Raw genomic sequence first — 22233 nt, 5'->3', positions numbered from 1 at the left:
AAATTTGTACACTCAAATTTATATATATAAAATGATATAATTAAAAAATAGGTTCAGGCTAACCTGAACTTCAGACTCATATAGATTTCAGGCTTACCTGAATTTAAGACGTATCTGAACTTCAGACTAATCTGAATTTAAGACTTATTTGAACTTTAGACTTACCTGAACTTCAGACTAATTTGGACTCTAAATCCAGATGTGATTTTAAAATACTAATCTAAGGCACTGATCTGGATAGAGTAGTAGAAGAAATATATAAAAGAAGTTGGAAAAAATAAAGGAGCCATAAAATGCCAGCAAAAGTCAATAAAGAAGAGTGTACAGGCTGCGGAACTTGCGTGGACGAGTGCCCGGTAGAAGCAATCGTTATTGATGAGGAAGAAGGTTGTGCAGTTGTCGATGAAGATGAATGTGTCGAATGCGGAGCCTGTGAAGAAGCCTGCCCCAATGGAGCCATAACAAGCGAATAACCTGGAGAAGGTTGAATTCCACATTTTAAGTAGGTTCTGCAAACAAAATCCGATTATTCGGAAGAATGGGTACAAAGCTGGTCAATAAAAAAAAGTCGATCAACACTTGAAAGCTGCTTCCCATTTCGATTTTCTACTTTGTAAAGATCGCCGGTTTGCTCCGCTTGACGAAGGGAGGACTTTTGTTTCATATCCCATTACCCTCAAAATTGGTTCATACTCTCCGGATTTCTTGCCGTTAAAAAGAACCAGCTTAAGGTTCGGAGTCATATCTTTCAGCATTGAAAATTGGTTTATTTCTTCGTCCTTTATCTTTGTATCCTCGCTTCCTTCTCTTTTTCCGGCTTTGAAAACATCCCAAAGCCCTATTTTATTGCGTTTCAGGGTCTCAAGCCGATTTTGATAATTCATGTTCTGAAGGTCTTCTCTGATAATACTGCCAAGTAGTCTCCAGAAATCATTTCCCGGATGCCCGTAGTATTGATGCTTCCTTATAGAAACGTCGCTTGGAAGAGACCCAAGAATCAGGATTTCAGTATTTACGTCAATGACTGGTGGGAAACCTTGTTTTTTCATCGCTTAAATAAGCTGGAACTTAAGATTATTTCAAGCTTTGGGAACGAAAAAAACTAAATTAGCTAAAAATTGAACTGATGAAAAACTGAACTGATGAAAAACTGAACTGATGAAAAACTGAACTGATTGAAAACTGAACTGATGAAAAACTAAACTGATGAAAAAACTAGATTAGTTGGAAACTAAACTGTTTGAAAATTAAATTGGTTAAAAAATTAAATTTGAGTTATTTGTTCGGACAGGTCTTTGTAATAGTCAAAAAGTTCCTGCCCCCATACAAGGGCACTTTTCTCAAGACTTACCATCTCATGGTTATAGTACCTTCCTTCTTTAGAGATCATGGATAGGGAGATAAAGCGATCTGTAACAATACTGGAAGCAAGCTCAATTTTATGGTCGCAGACAAAAAGGTGCGCATTTTCCATGTTTAAGAACTCTTTCACATCTGCCCTGTAGTCAGAAATTAGTTTTTCACATATTTGCCTTTCCAAGACAAGTGAGACCTCAATACCTCTTTTTGCAAGATCCAGATATAGACTTGGATATCCGGGACGGAAAATTGAAGAAATCTCCATGACTGTCCTAGACTTGTAAAGGGGGTCCATAATTTCAGGAGGGTAATCAAAAATATGGGTCTTCCCAGGTAAAAGCTCTTTACAGCTACCAAGTTCTCCAATTCGGTCCAGCAATTGAGGAGGAAGAGTCCGCAAATTCTGCCTTGCCCAGTATTCATGGTTTTCGTCGAAAACCCGAAAAGTGGAGAGAAGAGGTTCCATTTTTGGGACAATAAGCTTTCCTTTTACAGAGAGACAATAACTGTCTCCTTTTTGCACCAGCAGCCCTTCTTTGAGCAGGATTCGGATCTGGGCCATTATAGGACTGGAACTGACTTGAAGCCCTTTCTTAATTTCTTCAATTGTCTTTGGCCCGTCCTTCAGGAGTAAAAGCAAATTTTTCCTCTTGTCCGAAAAAAAAATTGTATCTATTAACTGAAGTTCTGTACTCATTTAATTTAACCTCCAGAAAGGGATTCTGAAGCAATTCTGAAATTTGGTTGGAGATTCGATGATGGTTTACATCTAAACAAACTGCCTTACCAACCGCTTACAAATTGCCTAATAAACGACCTTGCCAACTGGTCTACAAACTACTTTTCAAATTGCATATAAGCAGCCTTGTAAACTGATTGCTTTATCTATCAGTGCAAGCTGAACATCATGGATTCCGGGAAAGCTTCGCTTTCGGCTGTACCAATCAAATTATCGATACATTGTTCGTTCTCGATCTGCCAGGCTCTTGATTTATAGAACTCAATAAGTTCTTTTGCCCAGATTATGGCCTCAGGTTCGGAACAGGACATATACTCGTAATAAAATCTCCCGTTGCTATCAAAGAGAGAAATTATCATTCCACGGTCTGAGACCATAAGTTCAGCCAGCTTGACCCCATCATTACATACAAAAAGCTCGGTGTTTTCCAGCGTGGCAAGTTTTCGTATCTTCTTTTCATAATTCTGCATAATTTTTTCGAGTACCGACTCAGTGAAAATAAGGGTAATATCTGACTCCAGCCTTCCAAGCCTTGTGTAAAGGGGAAGGAACTCAGGCCTGTAGAAGGACGAAAATACCATTAGATAACGTGATGAGGAAAAGAAATCCAAAAGTTCCGTACTCGGCTCAAAAATCTGGCTCGGATCGGGTTCAATCAGCTTGCAATCCTTCAGGTCTCCTATTCTGTCAAGGAGATACTTAGGAATCCCACCGAGGTCATGCTCAATCCAGTAATTGTCTCGTTCGAGTAAAGTAAGGACATTGACAAGGGATTGAACTTTTTTAAAAACCAGATCTCCCATATCTGTCAATTCATAGTTGCCATTTTTTTGAATAACAAGGTCACTGTCTGTAAGTCTTTTGATCTGGGGTAAGATAGCCGTGGGAGAAACATCAAGAAGGGTCTTAATTTCTTCCATTGTTCTTGGTTTCTCTCCCAAGAGTAAAAGGAGGTCTCTTCTTTTCTGGGAACGAAATACTACATCTATTAACTCATGTTGCATTCAAACCACTTCTATCGCGTTTTGTATTAATATAAAATCTCTGTATCATGTGACACTAAAGTCTCCGCACAAAGACAGATATAAAAAATTTAAATTTCAGTCTGACTTTATACGACCTGAATAGGAAGAAGCGTTTGTGCCATATATTGAGATTCGATATATTCATTTATATAAAAGAGTTTGGATTAATAATTTCAAACGTGAAAGCATCATATTAGCATAATTTACAAAATATTAAAATAATTTTATGCTTTTTTAAAAACGATAGCATTAGATGCACTTTGAAGTTGTTAGTGCCTTAAATGGCAGAATAATTAAGTTGTATAAAACTGAAATAGTAGAGTATGATCATTGAAATTTTTGATGGGATTTATCTGAATAATTGCATTGTTTAAACTATTTCAATATGTTTTTTATCACGCATCTAAAACTCATAAATCTAAAAAAAGTTCAGATGCTTTGAAAAGTTACTTCAAAAATTTAAGGGTAATATCTCCCGAAAAGCTGGTGCATAATATTTTAGGGTAAAACGCTTTGTAATCGATTCAAAATTTCAGACCTCTTTTTGTTTTGTAAAAACCAGAAAAAAATTTCCGTCGGTTATGGTATATGTGATAATTTCCCCTAATAATACCGTAAAGACGTGTCAGCATTAGCAGACATGCAAATTAATCAAAAAGGAAAAGTTCCGGTGAGAAGGAGAATATTCTTTTGCTGGTAGACTCTGAGTAAAATCTGGAGACAGTGTCCTGTAGAAAGGATAAATTGTAGATTTTTTCAGGGCTGAATATCCTCGAAAGAAAAGACTTCACGTAGGTAAAGCCGGAAACCCACGACACCGAACATGTCCGGGACTGCAGACCCGGAAACGGTAGCGACCTTTTTGCTAAAAACCAAAACGGAGGTTTAAAAATATGTTGGACTTTACAGAGGCAAGTCTGAAAAAGGTTTTAACCAGATACAACGTGGCTCTGGAAAAGGCATTGACGCCTGAAGAAGCCGCAGAAGAGCTCTATCCTAAAGACGAACTTATCTACCCGATCGCAAAGGCCATCTTCGAAGGAGAAGAAGATGACGTTATCGAGGGTCTCCAGGCTGCAATCGAAGCTGGTAAAGACCCAATTGCTCTTATCGATGACGCTCTCATGATCGGTATGGGCGTTGTCATAAGACTTTATGACGAAGGTGTAATTTTCCTCCCTAATGTCATGATGTCTGCTGATGCCATGCTTGAAGGTATCGAATATTGTAAGGAAAACTCTAGTGCTACTCCTAAAACCAAAGGAACCGTTGTCTGCCACGTCGCAGAAGGTGACGTTCACGACATTGGGAAGAACATCGTTACCGCTCTACTCAGGGCAAATGGCTACAATGTAGTTGACCTTGGAAGGGACGTACCTGCAGAAGAAGTTCTCGCTGCAGTTCAAAAAGAGAAGCCAATTATGCTCACAGGTACTGCCCTCATGACAACTACCATGTATGCATTCAAGGAAGTTAATGACATGCTCCTTGAAAATGGAATCAAGATTCCATTCGCATGCGGTGGCGGCGCAGTTAATCAGGACTTCGTATCCCAGTTTGAACTTGGTGTATATGGAGAAGAAGCCGCTGACGCTCCAAAGATTGCTGACGCAATCATTGCAGGAGCTACAGGTATCAAAGAACTAAGAGATGAATTCCACAAGCACTGAGGTGAGTAAAATGGCAGCAAAAAGATACACTTCAATGGCATACGCAAACGCAGACGAAATGACTTTCGGCGTATCCAAGTACCCTGTAAAGGCAGGTCTTGACCTCGAAATTGGTGCAGGTTACACTATTCCTGAAATTAATTATGCTCCAAGACCTGAAGCTGGTGCATCCAAAGAAAAGCTCATAAAGGAATATGAGAGGATCACCACTGACGTTATGGAGAGAATGGTGCAGGTTGGTTTCCCAGCAATTATCCTTGAAACCGAACACGTTCAGCAGATGTCCAACAACCCCTCCTGGGGAGCAGAAGTTGCACATGCCCAGAAAACCATTATGGAGAAATACCACGATGAATATGGCATAAAGTGCGCACTCCGCCACACCATTGGTGACATCCGTGAGAACAGAGAATTCCCGCAGCTTAGAGGTGACAAATACTCTGTCTTCCTTGAGGCATTCGAACAGTGTGCTGAGAATGGTGCAGACCTGCTTTCCGTAGAGAGCATGGGTGGTAAGGAAGTTTTCGACTATGCAGTTCTCAGGAACGATATCCCAGGTCTACTCTACTCAATTGGTTGTCTCGGCTCCATTGATATGGAAATGATCTGGACCGACATTTCCAACATTGCAAAGAAGACCGGCACTGTTTCTGCAGGTGATACAGACTGTGCACAGGCAAACACTGCAATGTTCATTGGTGGTGGGCTGCTCAACAAGAACCTGGCCCATACCATCGCAGTTATCGCAAGGGCAATCTCTGCTCCAAGATCTCTCGTTGCATACGAAGCAGGTGCAGTAGGACCCGGAAAAGACTGCGGATATGAAAACATTATCGTCAAAGCCATCACAGGTATGCCGATGACCATGGAAGGTAAAACCTCAACCTGTGCTCACTCTGATGTAATGGGTAACCTGGTCATGCAGTGCTGTGACTGCTGGTCCAACGAGTCTGTTGAGTATCACGGTGAATTCGGTGGTACAACTGTTCAGTGCTGGTCCGAAACCCTCGCATACGACTGTGCTCTCATGAACACTGCTCTTGAAACCAAGAATGACAAAGTTCTCAGGGACCTTATGATGCTCTCCGACAGATACAGAGACCCACAGGCCTATATGCTTGCATACGACAACGCATACAGAGTAGGTCAGTCGATTGTCAAGGACGGAGACAACATTTACCTCAGAGCAAAGAATGCTGCAGTCGAATGCTGCAACATTGTCGAAGAAGGTGCAGCCGGCAAGCTCGAGCTTTCCAGATTCGAAACCAAAGCTCTCGCAGACGCAAAGGCAGCCCTCGAAGCTCTCCCAGACGACATGGACAAGTTCATGGATGACTGTCTTACAAAATACAAGAATGAAGTTAAAGTCTTCCTGCCGGAGGAGAACTACGGCTTATAAGCCGAACTCTCCATTTCTCTTTTTTTCTTTTTTAAATTTGCTTCGAGTCCACAAAATCCTTAAAGTTTCGTATTATCCTGGTTTTGCATGGTTTTGCCGTTTTTCCCGTTCTATATTTATGTGTAATTCAATTTTGCATGTAAGTGCTTGCCCTTTTATTCATAAAATTTATAATCGCACTCGTCTCCTCGCTTGACCACGCCTGAACGATGTTTTCGCTCAAGCTTTTTTTGAAAAGATTTTTGCCACAACCATTGACCTGTAATCGTTGAGCCTTAACCGTTGAGCCATTTGATCACGCTGACCACTTCGTTAATTGGTTTTTCGCTCAAGCCTTTTTTGAAAAGGCTTGTGATCAAGCTGACCACTTCGTTAATTGGTTTTTCGCTCAAGCTTTTTTTGAAAAGGCTTACAGTCAAGCAACTTATAATAAGGCTTGTGGAAGCCGGGCGAGATGTTTTCCTAATTAATAAACTGATAAAAAAAGAAATGGATATATAGAATAAAATGGTAAAAATAAGATAGGTAAGGTCAAAATATAGTAAAATTAAGTTTGAGGAACAAAATATATTCTCAGATAAAGAACAAAATATATTTTTAAAACATAAGAATATATCTAATTTAATAATTATATAGAAAAAAAGAAAAAACATATATACATGAGAAGAGTATCAATAATTAGTAGCGTGGGGCAAAAAATATACGAACAGACCAAAAACCGTGCCATCAATAAGGAGTTTAAATAACTCTCCCATGTTACTCTTTCTTCCTTTAATTTCTAATTTTTAAAATGAGCGTTTTAGAGTTATAAGTTTCATATTTAATCTGTTTTTCTAGGAGAACGTTAAGGTTGTGTATAAAATAAGTACTCAAAATGATTAGCTTTGCGAATGCTCAGTTTACATACTGATTTTGATATACATTACTAGTACATTGATTCTAAAGGATGTCAAAAATGAATTTTTTGAAAACCACTGAAAGCACGAAAGACATGGAAATAAGTAGCAAGGACACTGTTTTTCCGTGGTTTTCATGTTTTTCGTGGTTGTAATATCCAGATTGAATTACGCTGAGACCGTTTTCATTTTCCGTGTTACAGAATTCCATGTGACCAGTTTCCGCAACATTTCTACAAATTCAGCAGAATTAAGGAAACGACCAGGAAAAACCATGATCATTTTGGAATATCATTTTGGAATATCATTTTGGAATATCATTTTGGAATGAGACCCTTCAGATACTTGAAAAGGGCAGCATGGTTTTCGAGCACGAGATCCGCATGCTCTATCTTTTCAGGTTCAAGCATACCCGTAACTGCAACACAGTAAAGCCCCGCCCTCTTGGCAGCAGTTATCCCCAGAGGTGCATTTTCAATTACCATGCACTCGTTTTTTGTCAGGTCAAGTTTTTCAAGGGCCTTGAGGTAAGGGTCCGGGGCCGGTTTCCCATGCTCAAGGTCACTCCCGGTAATTATGACATCAAAACAGTTAGAGAAATACTTATTGACAACTTTATTTACTGTATCATTATGCGATCCTGAGACCAGAGCGAGCTTGAAATACCGTTTCAATGCCTTAATACAGTATTGGATGCCTTCATAAGGTTTTATCCGATCAAATTCGAGAACCTCACGTTTCTTTTCAGGCAGTTTCTCGAAATGCCAGGGTTCAGGTTCTTTTTCGGCCTTTTCAAAAATTGATTTAATTAATCTTTTGTTGTTTGAGCCTTCGAGCTCATAAATGTCTTCATTGGTAATGTTAATACCAACTTCCTTGAAGGTTTTAACCCAGGCATCGGCCTGGAAACTCATGGAATCTATAAGAACTCCATCCACATCAAAAATTATTGCTTTTAACATCTATTTAATAGATTGTTATAATCTATAATAAATATTATGAAAAATAAAGTTTTATAAAATCTCTATATAGAGATTTATTAGATTGTGATAACCTGATTATTTTTTGAGCAGTTTTTCATTTTAAATACTTTTCGTACAGGATCCCTCCCAGCCAATATCCTAAGAGGGCAAAAAGGAGTGTGCCCGGAACATAAATCGAGGCTCCTAATTCCTTAATAGAAAATAATATATTGAAAAATAAAATATAGGAAATTAAGAAGACAAAAAATCCAATTATTTCAAAGTATATTTTTGCTGGTTTCAAGTATTTGAGTCTCCTCTCCCCAATCTATAAACTTATAAATCAACTTATAAATCACAAGATTTGGCTTGTTGAACTTTACTTTCTACTCTTTTTACTTCTTTCTCCGCCTTGTTTGTCTTCTTCTCCTTCTTTCTTGAAATTAAGAGAAACGGTGTTAATGCAGTAGCGTTTTCCGGTTGGTACAGGTCCGTCTTCAAATACATGGCCCAAGTGGCTTCCACAACGGGAACAGACTACTTCTATCCTGTTCATGAAATAGCTGGTGTCTTCTTTGAGCCTTACCCTGTCACTGGAAATAACATCATAGAAACTTGGCCAGCCAGTTCCGGACTCAAATTTGGTGTCCGAAGAAAAGAGTTCCTGCCCACAGGCAGCACAGGTGTAAACTCCTTTTTCCTTGTTATAGTACAGGTTGCCGGAAAAGGGCCTTTCCGTACCCTTCTGCCGCAGGACATGATATTGTTCAGGCGTAAGTACTTTTTTCCATTCTTCTTCAGATTTTTCAATCATTTTCTGTGCCATTTGTGAACCCCCTTTGTATATGAGTTAGTTGTTCCAGCGATATTACTATTGTTCGAGTCCGCAAAGATCAATTATTAGTTTGAAAGCAAAGTCAATGGTAAAATTGCATATTGGAGTAATTGGAAAAATTATTATTAGTATTATTGTTATTATTATATAAATTTAATAATTAAATTATATACGTGAAGTAAAATGATAAAAATTGAATGTTAAAATCGAGAATCAAATGAGGAGTATAATTATAGTGAATTAATTATAATATAATATAATATAATATAATACAATATAATATAATATAATATAATATAATATAATATAATATATTATAGTATATTATATTATAATTACATAAATAAATATTATGAAATAAAACCTGTTGGCTTGGGGTAGCATGGGAGAGAATCTGACAGGGAGAAAAGACCATAGTATAATAGTTGCTGCACTTATCTTTATGCTTCTTGCAGCAATTTTTGCAGTTATCGTTTTTAAACAAATTAACCCTGGAAAGTTTACTCTACCTTTTTATTTTCTAGTAATGGGAATGTTTTTCTTTGCTACAGCTATGGAATCAGAAAGTAAACTAGGAGAATGGCTTGCTTCTTTGAGCTGGACTCTTAACATGCTCGGCTTTGTTCTTTTTTATCAGCGCGTAACAGGAAACCTGCAAAGCTGGATCTATATGTGGCCGCTGGTTTTTCCCTCCGGAATTGGAGTGGGTCAGGTCTGCTATGGAGCGGTTAAAGCCAAAAAAGAGCCCATTGAGCGTGGGAAAGCGCTCATCAAGATGGGATTTGGACTTTTTATTCTGATCCTCGTAATCTTCAAGCTCTTTTTCAGTAAAATATTATTTTAAAGGTTAACATTTTAATCTGATTTATTTAAGACTATATGCTCGTAAAATCCTTTAATAAATGCAATTTTGCAAAATTAATCCTTTTAAGTACATTTCAGGAGATTACAATAAATCAATCCGCTCAAATAATTGAAAAACAGTTTTTCTTAACCATAAGGGAAAAAGAGATTTAAAGTGAGTAAAACAGATTTAAATTAATTAAATAAATTTAGAGAAGTAAATACCAAGAACATAAAAAATTAAACTAAAAAAATAAAAGAAGTTAGGCCAGGCTTGACTCACCTTTTCTAAACTCTGGAACCGTAAGAGAGGAAGTCGAGACCAAACTTCCGAGTTCTCTTGCGTTTTCAAGCAGCTTGGGCCTGAATGAGACTTTTAGATTATCCGTACCTGCCGCAATAACCATTTCCAGGACATCAAAGCCGAGATAGTAGAGAAGACCGGCTGTGTATTCAAAATATGGCTTGAAGGCGTCCCTGTCCGAACTGCCCTGGGAAAACACAAGGATCAGTTTTTTATTATCAAGCCTGCTTGAAAAATCAGGTTTTAAGAAGGCTATCAGGCGGTCAATTAAGAGTTTAGTCTGGGCAGTCATCTGCCACATATAAACAGGAGAGCCGAGTACAATAGTATCTGCAGTCTGGATTTCGTGGTAAAGTTCCTGCATGTCATCGTCTATTGCACAGCAACCTGATTCCTGGCATCTGAAACAGGCGTCACAACCTTTAATATTTAGAGATGATAAATTGTAAATTACTTTTTCTGCGCCTTTTTCGGCAGCTCCGTCGAGAATCGCATTTACAAGCTTTGCAGTGTTTCCATTGATATTAGGACTACCCACCAATCCAAGAATTTTAATGTTAAGACCCCCGTTGAAGAGTTTAGAAAGTTAAAAATTTAAACAGTATAACAAAAGTATAAATGATTGATAAACATAAAAAAGTATCTCTTCTTTAAAAAAATTATAAATTCATATAGAAGTTCGGAATAAAGACATAGAAAGTGCTTGATTTTGTACTTCAAGCGCTTAAGTCCTAAAATTGAAGAATAGGCATATATTTTTGGAAATTGAGCTTCAGATCAAAAGTTTGCCATAATATGAGCTTCTCTCCGAGCAGTCTTACTCTTTTTTGAGTTAGGCATACTATGATTTTGACCCTCGATTAATATTCATTCCGTATTTATATTTCTCTTAGTGTTATATTCATTAAAATACTAAACTTCAGGTGATACAATTTGAAATCGAGACTTTCTATCATTTTCTTCACTTTTGATTAATTGCAGTTAATCGCTAGCGGAATCAATGGTAAAGTTTGGTGATTCCAGAAGAGATTAAAGTCTCTAAAAATAATAATTGTATCATATATGATATCATAGACGTTATCAAAATTTTGTTTTATAAATTTCATTAAAGGGGGTAAGTAAACATGGACAAAGGACATTCAATGGGATCGCACACAATGATGCATGCTGGAGCGATGCCTGCTATTGTGGAACTTATGACTGAAATATGGGGACTTCTAACTGAAGAACAGAAAAAGAAAGTTATGATAATGAGAATGGAGATCATGACACAATGGATGGAAAATGAAGTAATTAATGAGGAAAAGATGATCGAGTTAAAGAAAAAAGCCATAGTTGATATTCGAAAGGTACAAGAAATGATGAAATAAAAAATAAATTCAACAGAATAACAATATTAAAATTTATTACAACGTCGAAATTTGTTGACGTCCAGGTATGAGAGATATTCTGTTCTCCAACTCCCTCAACTTGGTTTTCATATTTTGGGTTGTGGTGTCTATTTATAAAACATATTAATGTTAATAATACAGGTAAGTTTACAGAATCCATAACGAGAGAACGTGAGGAAGTCGACGCTTATATTCCCTGAGCTAAAACTAAGGGGTTTTACGTTTCGTCATATAAAATGTGATAAGGAGGTCGGCTATATGACTAATATAAAAGTAAATGTCAGGTGGATGGATGGCTATTATGAGTCATTTGACTGCACAGAAGTTAGATTTGGTTTAGATCTTCTATGGATGATGTTGAATGACAACAAAAACCGGCATATCCCACTTAGAAATGTACGCTGGTTTTCAGTTACGCCGGTAAGCCGCGAAATAATATGACTTATAGTTATTTTATGTTCTTAAGGCAATGTACATTAACAGTTTAGGGTTTACCGAGCGTCGTCTTTACCTATTCCTGCTTTTTTTGAAAACTTACCCGCTGAAAGGTTACCGGGAAAAGGTGTCATTGGAAAATACCTTAATGATGACATTAGGACTTACGCACTGAATGTGAAAACTCAAGCTCAATAGACGCTGCGGCTAAAGGCATATTTTAGGTAGTTGAAGGTTTAATTCTATTGAGTTTTCGTTTAAACCGCGTAAGTCCTGGTAACGTAAGCCCTGGTAACTTTTCAATATATATTACTGACTTTCATGATCGGCTCTTAACTTTTCTTTCCATTTAAAAGGGCAAAAGCTCCAAGCCCCGCAAGAATCACTGTGAGGGTGTTAAATCCGGGAATTGGAAACTCCTTCTCTTCTGTTTGTGTTTGAGGCAGTCCTTTATAGGTATTGTAATTGAAAATCGAGACTCCCAGAAAAGCCGAATCATTGGAATAATAGTCTGCCAGGCCGGTAAAAAGCTGCTGTATTGAATATTTATCCTTAAAGTCTTCTTCCACAGAGATTTCTATTATTCCTCTTGAGCCTGCACCTCTTATTTCTCCCATTTCCAGAGCAACGGCGTCAACAATGTTGGAAACGGAATTAAGCTTTTTATTTTCGCCGGGATAAGCCTTGATAATAAAGAAATCAACAAAAGGAGCGATTTCCTTGATTTGCGACGCATTATAATTAAGCGGAAGGCTTGCTGAGATGGATACGTTTTCTTTAGTCTCTTCATCGGCTGTTTCAAACAGTGTCCTGTAATCGATTGCGTTTTCCTCAGAGCTTTCCCAGGCAGAAGAGTTTACATCGATATCAATCCCATCAAAGGGAGCAAGGGATTTTTCATTATAATCAAGTACTGTGTTCAGAGTATTCTGGCAGAGGTTACCAGCTCCTTTTTTTGTGCAATTTACATCTTCCAGAAGCACGGCATGCACGGAAATCCCCTTTTCATGAGCCATTTTCACAAAACGTTCATACTGCCATACATCTTCGTTGTCTACGCTGAGGAAAATCGTGTCTATTCCTGAGGAATTCAGTTCATTTACAAGGGCAGAGAAATTGAACTCGTACGGGGAAGAAAGCCTGATTCCGGAAGTTTCGGAATTCGGTCTGGGTCCAACCGCGGTTTGAGGCTCGGAAATGTTTTCAGAGCTGTTTTTAAAGCTATATTCAAAGTTATCTTCAGAGACGTTTTCAGAGTGATTTTCAGAGTTGTTTTCAGAGATACTCTGTTCAGAGGTGCCACCTGAAGAATTTCCCAAAGAGTTTCCAGAGTGATTTTCAGAAACGCTTTCTGAAGAATTACCTTCTTTCTGAACTGAAATAATCTTCGCTGTGGGTTCTTCTCCAACAAATTTTCGAACCAGCACATAATCTACTGCCATATAGCCTGTATTCTTCGAAGAATCCTTGTAAGAAGCAGCATACAGGTAAACATGCATTGGGGAATTGGTTACGGAATCATTTGAGACGAAGTCCATTCTCGGATCACGGACACCATTTTTAAACCAGGATATCTTGCGAGTATTGTTCTCTTCATACCAGGCAAGTCCTGAGACATACCATTCTCCTTCAGGAACATTGACATCAGTAAGATCATAGAAATTCTTTTTTTGCTTCCCGTAAATTGTTTCCAGATTCACTCGACTTTCATTGGCAAGCTCGGTCTCATGCTTGATTTCATTTTTTTTGTTGTCTATCTTGTCTATGAAACCCTGTTGCAGCACAGGCCCTCTATTATCCTTACCTGTGGTGACTTTCATTCTTTTGACCACAAATATAGAATTGATCTCAAAACTTTTTTTGCTGTAGATCGTGGATGAATCATAGGCATGGACCTTGGGAGCCGAGACGTTACAGATCCCGTTTTTAACCTCGACCAGTCCTCCTCCCGCACTTTCAGCATTCCAGTCAAGTTCGTTAAGGTAATTGCCCTCAAAATCATCAAAATAGTCAAAAGTTTTTTCTCCACTGCTTACGGCTTCAGCCACAGGGTTCCCATACCTCATAAGAATCTTAGTGGTTTGATTCGCAGAAAGAGACGTAAGCCTGACCCAGATAAGAGCTTCCTCGTTTTCAGGGTCCCAGGTTTCAATCCAGTAATTGAGTGTTCGATTTTCGGAGGAGAATCGAAGGTCAGAGCCATCAATTTTTGCCTCTGAAAAGTTAAAATTCGAAGAGTTCAAAACAACAGCAACAGGGTACTCTTGCAGGTCTTTACCAGCGTTCTCAGTAATTAGGATTTCCGTGGAGCTATTCCATGAATTATCTTTTGTGGAAATACCTGACGTGCCGCCCGTGGCAGCCAGGGCACAACCTGTTAATAAGAATATGAAAAATACAGAGAAAATCACGTATGCAGTATATCTTTTTGTCATCATTAGAAGCCTCTCGCAAGCCCTTTATTAAACTCGATTGAGCATTAGTATGAATTCATGATAGGTAACGATTATGAATTTCTTGATAGGTAGTGATTATTTATTGATAAGAATAAATCTTTTCATAAATTCGTGTCTAAAATAATAATGAGAATAATATTTGTAAAAGAATAATAAAAATAATAATGTTAGTAACTAAATTAAGAAATAAAAAAGAATAATATCCAGATAAGGATAAAACCATAACATGAAATCCGAAACAGTAATAAAGAATCTTTGCAATTACAGTTCCGATGACGCTTCTATCCAGCACCGAACTGAGAAAACTTATACAGGCAAAACCTCCTTTGCTTGAAAATGCCATTGATATAGAAACCCAGATCCAGCCTAACGGACTTGAGCTTACCCTTAAAGAAGTAAAAACAATAGAAGGTTCTGGAGCTGTGGATTTTGATAATTCTGAAAGAAAGCTTCCAGATGGGAAAAAACTTGAATTTGGGGATGATGGTTGGATTCACCTGCCTGAGGGGATTTACAAGGTACTATTCAATGAGATTGTGAATATTCCCATGAATCTGGCTGCGATTGCAAAGCCGCGGTCAACTCTTATTCGCTGCGGAGCTACTCTTGAAACCGCGGTATGGGATGCAGGATACAGAGGTCGCAGCGAGTCGATGCTGGTGGTTTATAACACTGCAGGCTTCAGGCTAAAAAAAGATGCCAGAATTATGCAGCTTTTATTCTATACTCTGGAAGCTGAAGTAGAAAAAGGGTATTCAGGGATTTATCAGAACGAAAATACAAAATAAGTCATTAAAAAACGTTTAAGTTTTTTCTATACTTTTTTGTAACTATTCAGCCATAGCTTTGGTAAAAGCAATTTTTCCTCGGAAAGAGGAAAAATTGCATATAAAATAACCTTCTTTTTTCAATATCATGCTTACACGTGAAGAGATCCTTGAAATTTATGAAGCTGGTCCTGAAGCAGTTATTTCTGTCATCCAGAGACTTGAGTCTATCATAGAGAAACAAGATTCTCGGATTGCTGAACTTGAAGAACGTGTAAGGGTTTTAGAGTCTCGTTTGAATCAAAACAGCCAAAATAGCAGTAAACCTCCTTCTACTGATGTTTTTTGTAACGAAAAACCTAAACCTAAGGGTCTCCGCAAGAGTAGCGGCAAAAAAGTTGGTGGCCAAAAAGGTCATCCTGGAAAGACTCTTGAAATGGTTGAAAATCCTGATTAGATCATATGCCATTCTCCTGACTGCTGCGAAAATTGTGGTCATCATCTTGAAAATACTGAAGTTCAGGATTATGAACGCAGACAAGAAATTGAAATTCCTCCTGTGCAAATCATATATACTGAACATCGTTGTGAAATCAAGAAGTGTCCTCACTGCGGGAAAGTTAACAAAGGTTCTTTTCCAGAGTCTATAAAATTCCCGATTCAATATGGGCCTCGTCTTTTAGCCTCGATGCTGTATTTGAGGAACTATCAATTGCTTCCATATGAAAGGACTTGTGATTTAGTAGAGGACTTCTACGGTATACGTATCAGCCCAGCTACCATAAGAAGAGCGGAAAAAGAATGTTTCCAGAACCTGGAACCTTTCGAAAAAGCTGCTATGGAACATCTATTAACTTCCCATTCTGCCCATTGTGATGAGACAGGAATGAGAGTTTTGGGGACTAAATGGTGGCTTCATGTTGTCTCAAACAATTTGTGGACATATTATTTTCCTCATCCTAAAAGAGGGACAGAAGCAATGGATGCTCTGGGATTTCTTCCGCAATACAAGGGAGTAGCAGTTCATGATGGATATTCTTCATACAACAAGTATGGATGTGAACATGCCCTGTGCAATGCTCATCTTAAGCGGGAACTTACTGGGATTGAAGAGAGTTTTGAGCAGCAATGGGCTAAAAAGATAAATGAACTTCTCAGTGAGATGAAGAAGTATACTGATGAATGTAGAGAGATGGAAATTCCAATAGATCCTGAAAAAGTCCGAGAATTTGAGCAAATATACGACGCAATAATACAAGAAGGAATTATAGAAAATCCACCACCTGATCCTTCAAAGGATCAGGTCAAAAAGAGAGGAAGAACAGCACAAACAAAAGCAAAGAATCTCCTTGATAGGTTCATAGTACACAAGGAACAGATTCTGAAATTTCTTAATAACCTGAGAGTTGCGTTTGATAACAATCAAGCAGAGCGGGATATCAGAATGATGAAGCTACAACAGAAAATTTCGGGAACTTTCCGAAGTATAGAAGGAGCGGTAGCTTTCTGCAGAATTAGGGCATACATATCATCAATTAAAAAGAATGAAATGAATGTTATGGATGCTATTCTAACGGCGCTCAAGGGAGCGCCGTTATTAGCCTGAGAATTGAAGCATTTTGCTCCAAAACATACTTTTTTATAAGTGGCTGAATAGTTACACTTTTTTAACCTATTTCAACCTTTTTTTAACCTTCTCCTATATTTAAGTTCTTTATATCAACTTATATAAATTTGTCAAACCATTTTTTGCTTTTTAGTCCCAGACTCCCAAAAATCTGATTCATGAAAAGTAAGCAAGATAAATCCTGGTATTTGGTTCCTTAAAGAATATACTGATAAAGTTTATATTCTCGAATTAGAAATATGCAGCTATGAACACTATAGGTAAATCCGTGAGGTTGGAACGTATATTCAATCGAGGTACCGGTAATGCAATTATTATTCCTATGGACCATGGAGTTAGTGCAGGTCCAATTGAAGGGCTTAAAAACCTTCAGGAAACTGTAAACAAGGTCGCAGAAGGCGGGGCAAACGCCGTGCTCGGGCACATGGGGCTTGCAAAATACGGACACCGTGGATACGGGCATGATGTGGGGCTTATAATACATCTTTCAGCTTCAACTTCTCTTTCTCCTGATCCGAACCATAAGGTTCTGGTGACAACCGTAGAAGAAGCTATAAAAGTCGGAGCTGATGCCGTATCAGTTCATGTAAATGTCGGGGCTGAAGACGAGTATGAAATGCTACAGGGGCTGGGCTATGTGGCAGGAAAGTGCGATGAATGGGGAATTCCCCTTCTTGCGATGATGTACCCACGCGGAAAAAAGGTTCGTTCTGAATATGATGTGGATGTTGTAAAACATGCAGCTCGAATTGGAGCCGAACTTGGAGCCGATATCGTCAAGACAAACTATACCGGAAGCCCTGAAACTTTTAAAGAAGTAGTTGAAGGATGTCCTGTACCTGTAATCATTGCAGGCGGCCCAAAAATGGATTCTGAAAAGGAACTGCTGGAAATGATCGAAGGATCTCTCGAAGCCGGAGGAAAAGGGGTTGCCATAGGAAGAAATGTTTTCCAATCCCAGGACCCAACAGGCCTTGTCCAAAAAATTGCAAAAGTTGTTCACGGGGGCGTAAGTGTAGAAGAATTATCAAAGCTGGACCTGTAAGCCTGAAGATTATAAAAACTTACGTAAAAATTAAAATATAAGGTTTAACTGGAAAGAAAAAGTGGAATTTAAAATTATAACGAAAAAAGATGGTAAAAGGGTAAATTCCACTTTTTCCAGTGGAAATAATTGGGAAAATTTTTAGATAGAGTTCCTCTCCAAAATATCATGGATAAACACATTATATGAATAAAATAAGGGGCTGGAATAAGACTCAAAAAGTTCCTAAAAATAAAAAGCCCCGGTTAAAAACCTTAAATTTCATTCTCTAGATTCACTAATATTAGACATAGCTTGTTACTTTCCAAAACTTTACTCCAATATCCAAATGCGTTCATTTTTCAATTTTTAAGGCTGTAAATCTAATATATATCTAAGTTGAACCTTTTTTAAAGCCAAATCTTTAAGGTCTTATTTTATGGAAAAGTGCTTAAATTTTTTACAGTTGTTGTTAAATTTCAGTCTTCCTTTTTGAAGTTACCGTCTTTAAAATCGCAATTTTATTTTTTCACTCTCACGATCCTAAAAGTTATAACTTTAACAAATAGTCAGGAACATTACTTTAATAGCAAATTTGACAGAAGCGTATATTGTATAATGTCTGAACAGGCTTCGTGCCTCTGTTTTCTTCATACTACCCAAAGTTTTATCCCACATCTTATGATTTTTTGACATTTTTTATTTTACCAAAATATAATGTGTCGATACAACGTGTTTTGTGTAAGAAAATACTGTATTGATTAGCAGAATCTGTCAAATTAGGGTTAATAGCAAATTACCTCAAAATCACCTCGTGCTATGTGCAGAACGAACAATAAACGAACAAATGCAGAAGTGAAAAAATGCAGAATAAGAAAAAGTATTTTTTACGCGACATGAACTCTTTTTGAAATATTTTTTGCGTTTGCTGAAAAAGCTTGAATTAAACTCAAGTGTATGTATATATTCCATGAAAACCCAGCTGTTAACCAATAGATTCCAGTGGAAATAAGGGGGAACTTAAATTTTCAGGAACGAAAACAAAAAGATAAGAGTGAATGCGATAATAAAACAAATATTTGAGCACAGTACGCGAACTGCAGATGGGTTATAAGAGATATAACTGAATAAAAAGTGTTCCAAAATTTTTAAAAATCGCGTCAAAAAAGTAAACGTAACAGTTTTCGCATGAAAATTAAAACTTAAAGAACAAATTCAAAAAATATATAGAACTATAACAAAAAAGAAAAAAGTAAAATTATCAATAGTAGTAAAAAAATTAACCCGTAAAAGTTTCCAGTGGAAATGATAGGGTTTCTCTTAGAAGAAGCAAAAGCAGGAATTATGTGGTTGAAATGAGAATCAATAGCATTAAACCTTTAGTTATCTAAAATGCAGGTTTAACAGAAACGTCTATTGTACCTGGTTTTATCACTCAAGTCGTAAGTTCCGTGTAAGACGGGCTCTTTGAGAAAAGCCAAATTTTCAAAAGAAAAAAGAAAAAGAAAAAGAAAAAGAAAAAGAAAAAAGTGGAAATTAAAAATCAATAAAAGGAACAAGATCACAACCTGTGCATTTCAGGCACATTGTCTTTGCAAGCCTCGGATCGAGCCCGTATTTCTTGAGTATTTCGGCTTCAAGCTTTGCAAGCTTTAAAAGGCGCTCAGGGGACGGACGTTCCGTAAAGCAATCTCCTGCTCTCAGAGGATGCGGGTTTACCGGCCGCAGGACAGGAATCACTCCTATTTGTGCAAGGGTCTCAATTCCATCTCTTACCGAATCGTCACTTTCCCCAAGCCCTATTATAAAATTACTGAAAACCCGGTTTTTCCCGAAAACATCAACAGCTTCTCGGAGTCTATCCAGAATATAATCAAAGGAAAGGTCTCCGCAGACTTTTTTGAAGATCTCCCGATCCATAGTCTCAACATTGTACTTGACTTCAGAAGCTCCTGCCTCATAGAATTTTCTGGAACACCCTTCAGTAGGGTACACCGAAACCCCAATAGGGACATTGTATTTTTTGAGAGCAGGAAGAAGCTTAATCACACGTTCAACTTCTCCTTCTACTGAGGTTTCAACTCCAGACGTAAGGGAAATAGCTTTCAGATTTCCTGCTCGCAAAACCTCATCGATTATATTCAGGACTTCTTCGTCACTCTTAACGTGCCCCTGCAATTTGGGCACAGGGCAGTATTTGCAGTCAAACACGCACCTTTCACAAAGGGTTATAAATGCCTGATCAGGACAGTGTGCAGGCGCAGGTTCAAGTTTTCCCCGTACAATTTCTTTTCCTTGATAGAAAACTCCAACACCTCCTTCACCTTCAACTTTCAAAATTGAAAGTGGAGAGGCTTTATTTATGCTGAGCCGTACCCGTTTTTTTCCCGACCTGAAAAACACTGAACTTGTACCTGCTCCCGGACCCGCAGTTGAACCCCGAGACCATGGGATAAGCGAAGGGTCTATGGAAACCGAACCTATGGAAATAAGGAAAGCTTTTATTTCCGGCGTAAGTAGCTTACTTTGCATGCAAATGCTCCTGAGAGTGATTACAAAGTGATTACAAGGTAATTAAAAAGTAGCTATCAAGCGACTACTAAGTGATCACAAAATGATTGCAATGGATCGAGTACTAGTGATTTCAAAATTAATCTTGTTCTGCAGCTTCTTTATTTTCTCTCATCTTTAAAGAAATATATAAATTATTCTGTTGATCTAAATAAAATTGTATTCAGTCAGTTCAAAACCAGAAGAAAAATTATCCAGATCTTGCCCAAACCTTTGTCTCTGGAGAATCTTGCCCTGGATTTTACCCTAAATTTATCCCCTAAAACCTGAAAATTCAGGTTGGACAGATACTTCATTTTTCTTTAGAACCGATTTGTTCACACATAGCCCGGAAAATATTTTTTCATGAAGAAATTAAATGATACCGCAAGTTTAGCAGAGTAAAATAAGGTGCAAAGCCCCACTTATATAGGTATAAGATGATTTTATTAGGACTTATGCACTTGAGGAACAAAATCAATTGCGGGAAAGACTGCGAATTAAAGTCCTATATTGAATAGTTAACGGTCTAACGCTTTTAATTTTTCAGTTCAACCGCATAAGTCCCGGTTATAACAATCATATAAGCTTATAATAATGAATTGAAATTGTAATGATATGTTAATATCAATATAATTACATAATATTCTGTGCTAAAAATATTATATATGGTAAGCGCATAGTATGAACTGCGTTCTCATCCCTTTAACACCCCATTCATTAATATATACTCCACAAGTAAGGGGATAAAACGGAAAGAGAATTACCCAAAACTCGCAACCCGTGAGTCCAGTACCTCAGTATCTCTTCCCATAGAAACAAAACCTCTTAAAGCCGCTCAGAACTTCCAGGTTCTTTGATGAGAACGCAATCTTTTTTCAAATTAAAATCATGTTGGTAGCTATTCACTATTACCTAGAAATACCATCTGATATCATTGATTACAGTACTAATGCCGTAAATAGAAACAAAGTTGAATGGCAAATGCTCAAGGTATCACAGATCAGAGAAGTCTATGCAAAGTGTAAAACACCATTTTTGCCTGGACTGGAAGCATTTAGTACTTTGTGTATTCTATTGATAGCATTTATTCGGATTGAGAAAAAGTAAACCAGTTATATCAGTTATATATTAGTGTTATATTTTATTTATGAAATAAAATTAAATGGTGTGGAAGTTTATGAAATTCGGTTTCAGAAAACCATCTTTGAAAAAGTCTATTAAAGCAAGGACTACAGGCAAATTAAAACGCAAAGCAAAAAAGGCGGTAGTACCATTTTATGGAAAAAAGGGAACGGGAATTATAAAGAATCCAAAAAAAGCAGTGTACAATAAGGTTTACCATAAGACATCGTTCAGTATATTCAGTTTTTTTAAGAAGCGATCTAAAAAATAAATTCAATGTTTCTATTTAGAATCATACAAATTGACCGGAGTCTTCAGAAGATGTTGATAAAATAAGATACAAGAAATTTAGAGAGAAATAACAGGAGGAGAAAGGGATCTTTGAACTTTCGTTTAATGTAAGAAGTTCTTTTATAATATGCTACTTTGAGGAGGGAGATGCAAAGGTTTAAGGCTTTTTCTTCTCCTCAACAAATAATTAAAATCTAGCTAATTATAAGACTTTTTGAGCCCTTCTTTAAGGATTAGAGACACGCAATTTGACTATGAGCCTATTCTCTCATCCATCAAGAGAAAAACGAGCTGTTTCTGGGAGATGCAGGGTTAACAGATAAGTCATGGGGACCACAGAGAGAAAAGATTTTTTAAAAAATTATCGGTGGTTTTCTTTTGAATAACCTGACATATCATATCGACCACCCTTGCTATGGAAAACAACCTATTTAATTCGTTTTTTATTTGAATTTCCCTGGAACTCTTTTTGATTCAGGTCGCATGTTGTCGAGGTACAGCCGGGAGAAAAACAGAAACTTTCTAAATTCATCCT

The 22233-nt window shown here is 37.5% G+C and carries 17 protein-coding genes and 2 pseudogenes; 10 read left to right on the top strand and 9 right to left on the bottom strand.

Features of this window, described 5'->3' with window-relative positions; all coding sequences use genetic code 11:
* Positions 1 to 293 precede the first annotated feature (293 nt).
* Positions 294 to 473, top strand: a complete 180-nt coding sequence (locus MSBRM_RS01615; RefSeq protein WP_048120359.1) for a 4Fe-4S binding protein — start codon at positions 294 to 296, stop codon at positions 471 to 473.
* A gap of 99 nt (positions 474 to 572) precedes the next feature.
* Here the strand turns inward: MSBRM_RS01615 and MSBRM_RS01610 are convergent, their stop codons facing one another.
* From MSBRM_RS01610 to MSBRM_RS01600, 3 genes are all read right to left on the bottom strand, one after another.
* Positions 573 to 1049, bottom strand: a complete 477-nt coding sequence (locus MSBRM_RS01610; protein WP_048154254.1) for a DNA-deoxyinosine glycosylase — start codon at positions 1047 to 1049, stop codon at positions 573 to 575.
* 215 nt (positions 1050 to 1264) lie between these two features.
* Entirely contained in the window at positions 1265 to 2056 is a 792-nt protein-coding gene (locus MSBRM_RS01605; protein WP_048120363.1) for a helix-turn-helix transcriptional regulator, read from the bottom strand.
* 191 nt (positions 2057 to 2247) lie between these two features.
* Positions 2248 to 3102: a helix-turn-helix transcriptional regulator gene (locus tag MSBRM_RS01600; RefSeq protein ID WP_048120365.1), complete on the bottom strand. Its 855-nt coding sequence runs from the start codon at positions 3100 to 3102 to the stop codon at positions 2248 to 2250.
* 914 nt (positions 3103 to 4016) lie between these two features.
* Between MSBRM_RS01600 and mtaC the strand changes: the two genes are divergently transcribed.
* Positions 4017 to 4793 carry a methanol--corrinoid protein MtaC gene (gene mtaC / locus MSBRM_RS01595; RefSeq protein WP_048120367.1) on the top strand — a complete coding sequence of 259 codons (777 nt, stop codon included), beginning with the start codon at positions 4017 to 4019 and terminating at the stop codon, positions 4791 to 4793.
* 10 nt (positions 4794 to 4803) lie between these two features.
* Positions 4804 to 6192, top strand: coding sequence for a methanol--corrinoid protein co-methyltransferase MtaB (gene mtaB / locus MSBRM_RS01590; protein ID WP_048123305.1), 1389 nt, complete (start codon positions 4804 to 4806; stop codon positions 6190 to 6192).
* A gap of 1213 nt (positions 6193 to 7405) precedes the next feature.
* Here the strand turns inward: mtaB and MSBRM_RS01585 are convergent.
* The 3 genes from MSBRM_RS01585 to msrB all read right to left on the bottom strand — a co-directional run bounded on the left by MSBRM_RS01585 (position 7406) and on the right by msrB (position 8876).
* Positions 7406 to 8050 carry an HAD family hydrolase gene (locus tag MSBRM_RS01585; protein WP_048120369.1) on the bottom strand — a complete coding sequence of 215 codons (645 nt, stop codon included), beginning with the start codon at positions 8048 to 8050 and terminating at the stop codon, positions 7406 to 7408.
* Positions 8051 to 8165: 115 nt separating this feature from the next.
* On the bottom strand, positions 8166 to 8354 hold the full coding sequence (locus tag MSBRM_RS01580; RefSeq protein WP_048154252.1) for a hypothetical protein: 189 nt from the start codon (positions 8352 to 8354) through the stop codon (positions 8166 to 8168).
* A gap of 75 nt (positions 8355 to 8429) precedes the next feature.
* Positions 8430 to 8876, bottom strand: a complete 447-nt coding sequence (gene msrB, locus MSBRM_RS01575) for a peptide-methionine (R)-S-oxide reductase MsrB (RefSeq protein WP_048154249.1) — start codon at positions 8874 to 8876, stop codon at positions 8430 to 8432.
* Between the two features lie 391 nt (positions 8877 to 9267).
* Between msrB and MSBRM_RS01570 the strand changes: the two genes are divergently transcribed.
* On the top strand, positions 9268 to 9729 hold the full coding sequence (locus MSBRM_RS01570; RefSeq protein WP_048120375.1) for a hypothetical protein: 462 nt from the start codon (positions 9268 to 9270) through the stop codon (positions 9727 to 9729).
* A gap of 262 nt (positions 9730 to 9991) precedes the next feature.
* Here MSBRM_RS01570 and MSBRM_RS01565 read toward each other — a convergent pair whose 3' ends face one another.
* The gene (locus MSBRM_RS01565) at positions 9992 to 10582 is read right to left on the bottom strand and encodes a flavodoxin family protein (RefSeq protein ID WP_268989052.1); all 591 of its coding nucleotides are present in this window, start codon (positions 10580 to 10582) and stop codon (positions 9992 to 9994) included.
* 574 nt (positions 10583 to 11156) lie between these two features.
* Between MSBRM_RS01565 and MSBRM_RS01560 the strand changes: the two genes are divergently transcribed.
* The 3 genes and pseudogenes from MSBRM_RS01560 to MSBRM_RS21965 all read left to right on the top strand — a co-directional run.
* Positions 11157 to 11402 carry a hypothetical protein gene (locus tag MSBRM_RS01560; RefSeq protein WP_230628823.1) on the top strand — a complete coding sequence of 82 codons (246 nt, stop codon included), beginning with the start codon at positions 11157 to 11159 and terminating at the stop codon, positions 11400 to 11402.
* A gap of 279 nt (positions 11403 to 11681) precedes the next feature.
* On the top strand, positions 11682 to 11864 hold the full coding sequence (locus tag MSBRM_RS01555) for a hypothetical protein (RefSeq protein WP_048102588.1): 183 nt from the start codon (positions 11682 to 11684) through the stop codon (positions 11862 to 11864).
* 16 nt (positions 11865 to 11880) lie between these two features.
* Positions 11881 to 12017, top strand: a pseudogene (locus tag MSBRM_RS21965) (DUF4277 domain-containing protein); the annotation flags it as partial.
* A gap of 173 nt (positions 12018 to 12190) precedes the next feature.
* Here the strand turns inward: MSBRM_RS21965 and MSBRM_RS01550 are convergent.
* Positions 12191 to 14296: a DUF2341 domain-containing protein gene (locus MSBRM_RS01550; RefSeq protein WP_048120378.1), complete on the bottom strand. Its 2106-nt coding sequence runs from the start codon at positions 14294 to 14296 to the stop codon at positions 12191 to 12193.
* 290 nt (positions 14297 to 14586) lie between these two features.
* On the opposite strand from MSBRM_RS01550, the gene MSBRM_RS01545 reads away from it, so the two are divergent.
* The 3 genes and pseudogenes from MSBRM_RS01545 to MSBRM_RS01530 all read left to right on the top strand — a co-directional run bounded on the left by MSBRM_RS01545 (position 14587) and on the right by MSBRM_RS01530 (position 17753).
* Entirely contained in the window at positions 14587 to 15102 is a 516-nt protein-coding gene (locus MSBRM_RS01545; protein ID WP_048120380.1) for a deoxyuridine 5'-triphosphate nucleotidohydrolase, read from the top strand.
* A 127-nt stretch (positions 15103 to 15229) separates the two neighbouring features.
* A pseudogene (tnpC, locus tag MSBRM_RS01535) lies at positions 15230 to 16687 on the top strand (IS66 family transposase).
* Between the two features lie 268 nt (positions 16688 to 16955).
* Positions 16956 to 17753: a 2-amino-3,7-dideoxy-D-threo-hept-6-ulosonate synthase gene (locus tag MSBRM_RS01530; RefSeq protein ID WP_048120382.1), complete on the top strand. Its 798-nt coding sequence runs from the start codon at positions 16956 to 16958 to the stop codon at positions 17751 to 17753.
* A 1515-nt stretch (positions 17754 to 19268) separates the two neighbouring features.
* On the opposite strand, the gene MSBRM_RS01525 is transcribed toward MSBRM_RS01530, so the two are convergent.
* Positions 19269 to 20264 (bottom strand): radical SAM protein, encoded by a 996-nt coding sequence (locus MSBRM_RS01525; protein WP_048154239.1) that lies wholly within the window; start codon positions 20262 to 20264, stop codon positions 19269 to 19271.
* Positions 20265 to 22233 lie beyond the last annotated feature (1969 nt).

The organism is Methanosarcina barkeri MS (assembly GCF_000970025.1).
In the GTDB taxonomy this organism is placed as follows: domain Archaea; phylum Halobacteriota; class Methanosarcinia; order Methanosarcinales; family Methanosarcinaceae; genus Methanosarcina; species Methanosarcina barkeri.
Note: the sequence above shows the minus strand (reverse complement) of the source record. Positions and strands in the feature narration are given on the sequence as shown.

What these genes read in the sequence shown, in the direction of transcription:
- MSBRM_RS01615 (WP_048120359.1), top strand. Translation starts at nt 294, where the DNA reads ATGCCAGCAAAAGTCAATAAAGAAGAGTGTACAGGCTGCGGAACTTGC.
- MSBRM_RS01610 (WP_048154254.1), bottom strand. Translation starts at nt 1,049, where the DNA reads ATGAAAAAACAAGGTTTCCCACCAGTCATTGACGTAAATACTGAAATC.
- MSBRM_RS01605 (WP_048120363.1), bottom strand. Translation starts at nt 2,056, where the DNA reads ATGAGTACAGAACTTCAGTTAATAGATACAATTTTTTTTTCGGACAAG.
- MSBRM_RS01600 (WP_048120365.1), bottom strand. Translation starts at nt 3,102, where the DNA reads ATGCAACATGAGTTAATAGATGTAGTATTTCGTTCCCAGAAAAGAAGA.
- mtaC (WP_048120367.1), top strand. Translation starts at nt 4,017, where the DNA reads ATGTTGGACTTTACAGAGGCAAGTCTGAAAAAGGTTTTAACCAGATAC.
- mtaB (WP_048123305.1), top strand. Translation starts at nt 4,804, where the DNA reads ATGGCAGCAAAAAGATACACTTCAATGGCATACGCAAACGCAGACGAA.
- MSBRM_RS01585 (WP_048120369.1), bottom strand. Translation starts at nt 8,050, where the DNA reads ATGTTAAAAGCAATAATTTTTGATGTGGATGGAGTTCTTATAGATTCC.
- msrB (WP_048154249.1), bottom strand. Translation starts at nt 8,876, where the DNA reads ATGGCACAGAAAATGATTGAAAAATCTGAAGAAGAATGGAAAAAAGTA.
- MSBRM_RS01570 (WP_048120375.1), top strand. Translation starts at nt 9,268, where the DNA reads ATGGGAGAGAATCTGACAGGGAGAAAAGACCATAGTATAATAGTTGCT.
- MSBRM_RS01560 (WP_230628823.1), top strand. Translation starts at nt 11,157, where the DNA reads ATGGACAAAGGACATTCAATGGGATCGCACACAATGATGCATGCTGGA.
- MSBRM_RS01555 (WP_048102588.1), top strand. Translation starts at nt 11,682, where the DNA reads ATGACTAATATAAAAGTAAATGTCAGGTGGATGGATGGCTATTATGAG.
- MSBRM_RS01550 (WP_048120378.1), bottom strand. Translation starts at nt 14,296, where the DNA reads ATGATGACAAAAAGATATACTGCATACGTGATTTTCTCTGTATTTTTC.
- MSBRM_RS01545 (WP_048120380.1), top strand. Translation starts at nt 14,587, where the DNA reads ATGACGCTTCTATCCAGCACCGAACTGAGAAAACTTATACAGGCAAAA.
- MSBRM_RS01530 (WP_048120382.1), top strand. Translation starts at nt 16,956, where the DNA reads ATGAACACTATAGGTAAATCCGTGAGGTTGGAACGTATATTCAATCGA.
- MSBRM_RS01525 (WP_048154239.1), bottom strand. Translation starts at nt 20,264, where the DNA reads ATGCAAAGTAAGCTACTTACGCCGGAAATAAAAGCTTTCCTTATTTCC.